We start from the raw sequence: 9443 nt of genomic DNA on the forward strand, positions 1-9443 counted from the left end.
GATCACTTGATACTAGAGTGCGAATCTTAGCGGAAACTTAGCTCCCAGGTCAGGCGGTGCATGCACCTGATGCTTATTCTCTTCTACTGACCCTCGCTACCGTGCAATTGCTGCAGCTGCCAGCCGCCACCCAGAGCAGCGATCAACTGCACACTGGCTGTCAGCCGGCTACCCAGCAGGGTGAGGTTGGTACGTTCGTTGTTCAGCGCAGTGGCCTGTACGGTGACCACGCTGTTGTAATCGACGGTACCGGCGCGGTACTGGTTTTCGATCAGACGCAGCGACTCGCGCGCCGCATCCAACGCCTCCTGCTGCACCCCGCTCTCCTGCTCCAGCACGCGCAACTGCACCAGGTAGTCCTCCACCTCGCGGAAGCTGTCCAGCACCGCCTGGCGATATTGCGCCACGGTCTGGTCATAGATGGCTTCGCTGCGCTCCAGCTCCGCGCGGCGCGCACCGCCATCGAACAGGGTCAGCGCCAGTTGCGGGCCTAGCGACCAGAAGCGGTTGGGCACTTCGATCCAGTCGGCGAAGCTGCTGCCCCGATAACCACCGCTGGCCGAGATAGTCAGATCGGGGAACCACGCCGCCTCGGCTACGCCGATCTGCGCGTTGGCCGCCATCACCCGACGCTCGGCCGCGGCAACGTCAGGGCGGCGCTCGAGCAACTGCGAAGGCAGTGCCATGGGCACCTGGGGCAATGCCGGCAAGCTCTCGCGTGGCGCGATGGACAGTTCGGCCGGGCTGACGCCGACCAGCACGGCAATGGCATGTTCGAGCTGCGCGCGCTGCCACTCGAGATCGATTGCCTGCGCCTGGGTGCTCTTGAGCTGAGTGGTGGCCTGGGTCACGTCGGACTTGGGCACGATGCCGGCTCGATACTGGTTCTCGGTCAGGCGCAGCGAGCGCGCGTAAGCGGCCACTGTCGCGTCGAGCAGGCGCTTCTGTTCGTCGAGGATGCGCAGTTGCAAATAGTTCTGCACCAACTCGCTCTGCAGGCTCAGGCGCGCAGCGGCAAGGTCGGCGGCGCTGGCCTCGAACTCGGCGCGGCTGGCCTCCAGCCCCCGGCGCAGCTTGCCCCAGAGATCCAGCTCCCAGGCTGCATTGAGGCTGAGGTCATAACTCTTGGAAATGCTTGACGCTCCAGAACCGCTGACGGTGACGCCATCGGCGGTACGGATGGTGCTGTCACCACCACCCTGCCCGGCCCGAGTCACCCCGGCGCTGCCGGACAGCGATGGATAGAAGCTGGCCCGCGCCCCGCGTACCAACGCCCTTGCCTGGCGGTACTGGGCCTCGGCGGCGGCCAGGTTCTGGTTGGACAGCTGCAGGCGCTCGGCCAGTGCATTGAGCTCGGCGTCGCCGTACAGCGCCCACCAGTTGCCACGCTCCAGAACATCTGCCGGCGCGGCGGCTTTCCAGCCCTCGACCTGTTTGAACTGTGCAGGTGCCGCCAGTTCGGGGCGCTGATAGTCAGGCCCCAGGGCGCAGCCGCCCAGCACACCGAGCAGCACGAACAGACTGTAGGAGCGAGCTCTGCTCGCGAAAGGGTTGTATCGAGGCTCTTCGCGAGCAGAGCTCGCTCCTACCGGAACGGTATGCATGGTCATAGCGGATTTTCCAACGAAGCATCGGTGCGCACGCCACGCCAGCGGTTGACGCGATGGCGCAGGCGGTCGAAGTAGAGGTAGACCACCGGAGTGGTGTAGAGGGTCAGCATCTGGCTCAGCACCAGACCACCGACGATGGTGATACCCAGCGGCTGACGCATCTCCGAACCTTCGGCACTGCCCAGCACCAGCGGCAAGGCGCCAAGGATGGCAGCCAGGGTGGTCATCATGATCGGTCGGAAACGCAGCAGGCACGCCTGGCGGATGGACTCCTGCGGACTCAGGCGCTCACCGCGTTCCAGTTGCAGGGCCAGATCGACCATCAGGATGGCGTTCTTCTTGACGATACCGATCAGCAGGAACAGACCCAGCAAGGAGATCAGACTGAACTCCATGCCTACCAGTTGCAGCGCCAGCAAGGCGCCAACTCCGGCCGACGGCAAGGTCGAGAGGATGGTCAGCGGATGCACGTAGCTCTCGTAGAGCACGCCCAACACGATATACACCACCACCAGTGCCAACAGGATCATCAGCGGCTGATTGCCCTGGGTCTGCTGGAAGGCCGCACCGGTGCCGCCCAGCATGCCCTGCACTTCGGTGGGCAGGCCGACCCGCGCCACGGCATTGTCGATGGCACGGCTGGCCTGATCCAGGCTGACCCCTTCGGCCAGGGAGAAGCCGATGTTCTCGGCGGCGAACTGGCCCTGGTGGTTGACCCGGTCCTCTTCCAGGCTGCGTTCCCAATGGGCGAAGGTGGACAGCGGCACCCGTGCGCCATCGGCGCTGATCAGCTGGATCTGGTCCAGCGCCTCGGGATGCTGGGCATAGAGCGGGTTGATTTCCATCACCACGCTGTACTGGTTCAGCGCCTCATAAATGGTCGACACCTGACGCTGGCTGAAAGCGTTGTTGAGCACGGCCGTAATCATGTTCATCTCTACGCCCAGACGCTGCGCGGCTTCGCGGTCCACCACCAGGCGGATTTGCTGCGCACCGCTGTTCTCCCGGGCGTCGATATCAGTCAGCTCGGGTAGCGCACGCAGCGCTTCGCGCACCCTCGGCAGCCATTCGCGCAGGGCATCGAGATCGCCGGAGAGCAGCATGTACTCGTTTTCCGAACTACGGCCTTCACGGCCGCCGATCTGCAGATCCTGATCGGGCATGAGGAACATGCGCCCACCAGGCACCTTGGGCACGCTGGCACGCAGACGGTTAATCACCTCTTGCGATGACACACCGCGCTCGCTGATGGGTTTCAGGCGCACGATCATGAAGGCGTTGTTGATGCCGCCGGCACCGCCGATGAAACCGGCCACGCTGTCCACCGCCGGATCAGCCAGCACCGCCTTGCGGAAAATCTCCATCTTCGGCTGCATGACCTGGAACGACAGGCCATCGTCGCCGCGGATAAAACCGATCAGTTGGCCGGTGTCCTGCTGCGGCATGAAGGTCTTAGGAATGCTGACGAACAGGTAGATGTTCAGCGCGATGGTCGCCAGCAGGCTGATGACCATCAGCAACGAATGGCGCAAGGCCCAGTCCAGCGAACGCCCGTACACGGCCAGCACCCGCGTCTGCAGGCGGTCGCCCCATTGCTGCAGGCGGCTGCGCGACTGCTCGTCCTCGGCCTTGAGCCAGCGCGCGCAGAGCATCGGCGTCAGGGTCAGCGACACCAGCAGGGAAATCACCACCGCCACGGCCAGGGTGATGGAAAATTCGCGAAACAGCCGCTCGACGATGCCGCCCATGAACAGGATGGAGATGAACACCGCCACCAGCGACAGGTTCATCGACAACAAGGTGAAGCCTACCTCGCGCGTGCCCTTGAACGCCGCCGCCATCGGCTTTTCGCCGTTATGGATATGCCGGGCGATGTTCTCCAGCACCACGATGGCATCGTCCACCACCAGCCCGGTGGCGATGATCAGCGCCATCAGCGACAGGTTGTTCAGCGAGAAACCCAGCAGGTACATGGCGGCGAAACTGCCGATCAGCGACACCGGCACCGCCAGTGCCGGAATCAGCGCGGCGCGCCAGCGCCCAAGAAACGCCAGCACCACCAGGATCACCAGGCCCACAGCGATCAGCAGCGTTTGCTCAGCTTCGTGCAGCGTGGCGCGGATGACAGGCGAGCGATCCATCGCCACTTCCAGCTCGACACTGGCCGGGATCACCTCGCGCAGCGCCGGCAGCTCGGCGCGGATATCGCTGATGGTCTGCAGGATGTTCGCCCCGCTCTGCCGGTTGATCACCAGCAGCACCGCTTCCTTGTCGTTGTAGAAGCCGCTGTTGTAGCGGTCCTCGACGCCATCGGTGACCGTGGCCACGTCGCCCAGGCGCACGGCAGCGCCGTCCTGGTAGCGGATGATCATCGGCACATAATCGGCCGCCCTGGCCAACTGGTCGCTGGCCTGCACCTGCCAGCTGCGCTGTTCATCCTCGACTGTGCCCTTGGGCCGCAGCGCATTGCTGGCGGCGATGGTCTGGCGCACTTCGTCCAGTGCGATGCCATAGTGATCGAGCAGGCGCGGCTCCAGGGAAACCCGCACCGCTGGCAATGAGCTGCCGCCGACCTGCACCTCACCTACGCCGCTTACCTGGGACAGTTTCTGCGCCAGGATGGTCGAAGCCACATCGTACAGCTGGCCCTTGTTCATGGTGTCGCTGGTCAGCGACAGCACCATGATCGGCGCTTGCGAAGGGTTGATCTTGCGGTAGCTGGGCATGCTGCGCATACCGCTGGGCAGCAACTCACGCGCCGCATTGATCGCCGCCTGCACCTCGCGCGCGGCGGTGTTGATGTCCTTGTCCAGGTCGAACTGGATCATGATCCGCGTGCTGCCCTGGCTGCTGCGGCTGTTCATCTGGCTGACCCCGGCAATCGAGCCGAGCGAACGCTCCAGCGGCGTAGCCACGGTCGAGGCCATGATCTGCGGGCTGGCGCCTGGCAGGCTGGCCTGCACGGTGATGGTCGGGAAGTCCATCTGCGGCAGCGGCGCCACCGGCAGCAGGCCGAAGCTAACGCCGCCGAGCAGCATGATCGCCAGGCTCAACAGCAGCGTAGCCACCGGGCGGCGAATAAAGGGGGCGGAGAGATTCACCGTCCTTCTCCCTCTGGGAGCAGGTGGCGCGTAGCGCCGGATGAGGGTTGCAACAGCGCCCCGATTGACGCTCGGGCACTCTTCATACCCTCACCCCCAGCCCCTCTCCCGACGGGAGAGGAGAGTAAAAGCGCTGCGCCGCTCATACCGCCACCCCCGCCGCACTGCGCCCACTGAAGCGGCGCGACAGGCGATCGAAGTACAGATAGATCACTGGCGTGGTGAACAGTGTCAGCACCTGGCTGACCAGCAGGCCACCGACCATCACCAGGCCCAGCGGCTGCCGCAGCTCGGCGCCGGAGCCCGAGGCCAGCATCAGCGGCACGGCGCCGAACAGCGCCGCCAGGGTGGTCATCAGAATCGGCCGGAAGCGCAGCAGCGCCGCCTGGTAGATCGCCGCCTCGGGCGCCATGCCCTGATTGCGCTCGGCCTCCAGGGCGAAGTCGATCATCATGATCGCGTTCTTCTTGACGATACCGATCAGCAGGATGATGCCGATGATGGCGATAAGACCCAGGTCGTTACCCGTCAGCAGCAGCGCCAGCAAGGCGCCGACACCCGCCGATGGCAGCGTGGAGAGAATGGTGATCGGGTGGATATAGCTCTCATAGAGCACGCCGAGCACGATGTACATGGTGACGATGGCCGCCAGGATCAGCAGCAAGGTCGACGATAGTGATGCGCGGAAGGCCTCGGCGGCGCCCTGGAATCGGGTGTTGATGCCACCGGGCAGGCCAATTTCCTGCTCGACCCGCTCGATGACTTCGACCGCCTCGCCCAGCGACACCCCGGGCGCCAGGTTGAACGACAGGGTCACCGCCGGGAACTGGCCGATATGGTTGATCAACAGGCTGGCCGGACGCTCTTCGACGCGCGCCAGGGAGGACAGCGGCACCTGTTGGCCATCACCGGTGGCGACATGGATCTGGCGCAGCGCGGCCAGGCCGATACGCCCGCCATCGCGGCTTTCCAGCACCACGCGGTACTGGCTGGCCTGGGTGTAGATGGTGCTGATCTGGCGCTGACCAAAGGCATCGTACAAGGCATCGTCGATGCTGCCGACGTTGATCCCCAGCCGCGCAGCAGCGTCGCGGTCGATATCCAGGTACACCTGCAGGCCGCGGTTCTGCAAATCGCTGGCCACATCGGTCAGCTCCGGCTGCTTGCGCAGCGCCTCGACCAGTCGTGGCGTCCAGATTTCCAGCAAGGCGCTGTCGGGCGACTCCAGGGTGAACTGGAACTGCGTGCGGCTGATGCGATCCTCAATGGTCAGGTCCTGCACCGGCTGCATATACAGCTCGATACCGGGAATTTTCGCCAGCTCCGGCCGCAGACGCTCGATCACCTCACTGGCGGTGACATCGCGTTCGGCGTGCGTCTTGAGGTTGATCAGCAGACGGCCGCTGTTGAGGGTCGGATTGTCGCCATCCACGCCAATCGACGAGGACAGGCTGGCCACCGCCGGATCACGCAGGATCACATCGGCCAGCCGTTGCTGACGCTCGCTCATGGCGCTGAAGGAAATCGACTGCGGTGCCTCGGAAATGCCCTGGATTACCCCGGTGTCCTGCACCGGGAAGAAGCCCTTGGGCACGACCAGGTACAGCACCACGGTCAGGCCCAGGGTGGCCACCGCCACCAGCAGGGTCAGCGGCTGATGCCGGAGCACCCACTGCAGCCACACGCCATAGCGCTCGATCATGGCGTCGATGAAAGCGCCGGCGGCGTGGTAGAAGCGCCCTTCCTGCCCGGGTTTCTCGGCCTTGAGCAGGCGCGCGCACATCATCGGCGTCAGCGAGAGCGAGACCACCAGGGAGATCAGGATGGCCACCGCCAGGGTGATGGCGAACTCGCGGAACAGCCGCCCCACCACATCGGCCATGAACAGCAGCGGGATCAGTACGGCGATCAGCGACAGGGTCAGCGACACCAGGGTGAAGCCGATCTGCCGCGCGCCCTTGAGGGCGGCGTTGAACGGCGTTTCGCCCTCTTCAAGGTGGCGGGCGATGTTCTCCAGCATGACGATGGCATCGTCGACCACAAACCCCGTGGCAATGGTCAGCGCCATCAGCGTCAGGTTGTTGATGGTGAAGCCGGCCAGGTACATCACACCGAAGGTGCCGATTAGCGACAGCGGTACGACGATGGACGGAATGATGGTCGCCGACAGCTTGCGCAGGAACAGGAAGGTCACCATCACTACCAGGGCAATGGCCAGCAGCAGTTCGTGCTGCACATCGCGCACTGCAGCGCGGATGGTCTGCGTACGGTCGGTCAGCACCTTGACCTCGACGCTGGCCGGCAGGCCCTCGGTCAGGTGCGGCAGCAACGCCTGGATGCGGTCGACCACGTCGATGACGTTGGCGCCGGGCTGACGCTGCACGTTGACCAGCACCGCCTGATTGCGATTGGCCCAGGCGGCCAGGCGCTCGTTCTCGGCGCCGTCGATGATCTCGGCGACATCCTTCAGGCGCAGCGCGGCGCCGTTCTGATAGCTGAGGATCAGCTCGCGATATTCCTCAACCGATTTCAGCTGGTCGTTGGCATCGAGCTGGGAAACCCGTGTCGGGCCATCGAAGTTGCCCTTGGGCTGGTTGACGTTGCTGGCCGTGATCAGGCTGCGCACGTCGGCCAGGCTCAGGCCATAGGATGCCAGCGCCTCGGGATTGACGCGAATACGCACGGCCGGACGTTGCCCACCGGCCAGGGTCACCAGACCGACACCGCTGGTTTGCGCGAGCTTCTGCGCCAGACGGGTATCGACCAGATCGTTGACCTGCGGCAGCGGCAGCGTCTTTGAGCTCACCGCCAGGGTCAGCACCGGCGTATCGGCCGGGTTGACCTTGTTGTACACCGGCGGCGCCGGCAAATCAGCGGGCAGCAGGTTGCTCGCCGCGTTGATCGCCGCCTGCACCTCCTGCTCGGCCACCGCCAGGGACACATCGAGATTGAAGCGCAGGGTGATCACCGAAGCGCCGCCCGAGCTGGTCGAGGACATCTGCTTGAGTCCGGCCATCTGCCCGAACTGGCGCTCCAGCGGCGCGGTCACCGCGCTGGTCATCACATCCGGGCTGGCACCGGGATAGAGGGTCAGTACGCGGATAGTCGGATAATCCACCTCCGGCAGCGCCGACACCGGCAGCAGACGATAGGCGATCACACCGCTGAGAAAGATCGCCACCATCAACAGCGTGGTGGCAACCGGCCGCAGAATGAAGGGGCGGGAAATATTCATGCGTCGTTCCGTGCTGCGCCCGGACGTGCAGGGCCATCGCGCTTGCCCTGGCGGTCGCCCGGCTCGTTAGCCGCGCCGTCGGGGCTCTGCACCAGGTTCGGGTCGACCACTTCCACCTCGCTACCGTCACGCAGACGATCGGTACCTTCCATGACCAGCCGCTCACCCTGCTGCACGCCCTCGTTGACCATGCTGCGCTCAGCGTCGCTGGCAACGATGCTGACCGCGCGGATGCTCACCTTGTTATCGTCACCCACGACATAGACGAAGGTACCCTGCGTGCCGAACTGCACCGCAGCGGATGGAATGATGGTGGCGGCCGTGTGGGTTTCCACGCGCAAACGGGCGTTGACGAACTGGTTGGGGAAGAGCATCTGCTCGGCGTTGTCGAAGCGCGCCTTGAGCTTGACCGTACCAGTGGTGGTGTCGATCTGGTTATCCAGGCTTTCCAATACGCCCTCGGCCAGTTTCAGGCGTTCGCCACGGTCCCATGCCTCGACGGCCAGGGTCGTGCCGTCGCGGCGGCGCTGCAACACGGCAGGCAGATCGCCCTCGGGGATGGTGAAGATCACCGCGATCGGATCGGCCTGGGTGATCACCACCAGGGGGGTGGTATCACCGCTGCTGACCAGGTTACCGATATCCAGCTGACGCAGACCGAGACGCCCATCGATGGGCGCGCGAATCTGGGTGAAGTCGAGGTTGAGCTTGGCCGTGGCGACGTCGGCCTGGTTGCTCTGCAGACTGCCACGGTACTGGTTGACCAGCGCCTGTTGGGTGTCCAGGGTCTGTTTGGCGATGCTGTCTTCGTCGTACAGTCCCTTGTAGCGCTGCAGGTCCAGCTCGGCGTTCTTCAGTTGCGCCTGGTTTTCCTGCAGCGCCCCCTGCGCCTGCTGCAAGGCCACCTGATAAGGACGTGGATCGATCACCGCCAACAGGTCGCCAGCCTTGACCTGCTGGCCCTCCTCGAACAGCACCTTGACCAGCTCACCGTCGACTCGCGAACGTACGTTGACTGTGTTGTAGGAAGTTACCGTGCCAAGCGCTTTGAGCTCGATGGCGAACTCACCCTGCTTGACCTCGGCCACCCGCACCGGCACCGGTCCCATGTCACCGAAGCGGCCACGGCCCGTCTGCTGGTCTTGCGGCGCACTCGGCCAGAACCACCACAGCAGCAGAAGCAGCACGGCGAGCAACGTCAGGCCAATCAGCCACTGACGGGAGGAATTCGATGGGGACGGAGAAGCATTCGACATGGCAGGCGCTGTATCACTTTTTGTGGGAGTCGGCACGATAAGCACTGGCCGGCGTCAAGCAAAGCCCATTTACCCGCTTTTTACGCTGCCCTTACGTTACTAACTGTTTGTATCCGACCATCCCTGACGACCGTCTTGGTGGGGGGGGCCGCGCCCCCCCCCCCCACCAAGCTAGCAGGCTGTTGAAAAACTATCTGCGTTGCCTGGCCGTCGTTAAAAACAGCCTCAAAATGCTCATTTA

At 64.3% G+C, this 9443-nt stretch carries 4 protein-coding genes; all 4 read right to left on the reverse strand.

Annotated features, from left to right (window positions below; genetic code table 11):
• Positions 1-83: 83 nt before the first annotated feature.
• The 4 genes from EGJ86_RS22730 to EGJ86_RS22745 all read right to left on the reverse strand — a co-directional run bounded on the left by EGJ86_RS22730 (position 84) and on the right by EGJ86_RS22745 (position 9202).
• The gene (locus EGJ86_RS22730) at positions 84-1610 is read right to left on the reverse strand and encodes an efflux transporter outer membrane subunit (protein ID WP_177432924.1); all 1527 of its coding nucleotides are present in this window, start codon (positions 1608-1610) and stop codon (positions 84-86) included.
• A complete protein-coding gene (locus EGJ86_RS22735) occupies positions 1607-4711 on the reverse strand; it encodes a multidrug efflux RND transporter permease subunit (RefSeq protein ID WP_125836721.1) in 3105 nt (1034 codons plus the stop codon). Before EGJ86_RS22735 ends, EGJ86_RS22730 begins: the two co-directional genes overlap by 4 nt.
• Positions 4712-4853: 142 nt before the next feature.
• Positions 4854-7946: an MdtB/MuxB family multidrug efflux RND transporter permease subunit gene (locus EGJ86_RS22740; RefSeq protein WP_125836722.1), complete on the reverse strand. Its 3093-nt coding sequence runs from the start codon at positions 7944-7946 to the stop codon at positions 4854-4856.
• A complete protein-coding gene (locus tag EGJ86_RS22745; protein WP_125836723.1) occupies positions 7943-9202 on the reverse strand; it encodes an MdtA/MuxA family multidrug efflux RND transporter periplasmic adaptor subunit in 1260 nt (419 codons plus the stop codon). The genes EGJ86_RS22740 and EGJ86_RS22745 overlap by 4 nt, the downstream gene beginning before the upstream one ends.
• Positions 9203-9443 lie beyond the last annotated feature (241 nt).

The sequence above is a fragment of the Pseudomonas sp. o96-267 genome (assembly GCF_003935465.1).
GTDB lineage: Bacteria > Pseudomonadota > Gammaproteobacteria > Pseudomonadales > Pseudomonadaceae > Aquipseudomonas > Aquipseudomonas sediminis.

Excerpts from the sequence above, each read along its gene's own strand:
- EGJ86_RS22740 (WP_125836722.1), bottom strand. The coding sequence starts at position 7,946 with ATGAATATTTCCCGCCCCTTCATTCTGCGGCCGGTTGCCACCACGCTG.
- EGJ86_RS22745 (WP_125836723.1), bottom strand. The coding sequence starts at position 9,202 with ATGTCGAATGCTTCTCCGTCCCCATCGAATTCCTCCCGTCAGTGGCTG.
- EGJ86_RS22730 (WP_177432924.1), bottom strand. The coding sequence starts at position 1,610 with ATGACCATGCATACCGTTCCGGTAGGAGCGAGCTCTGCTCGCGAAGAG.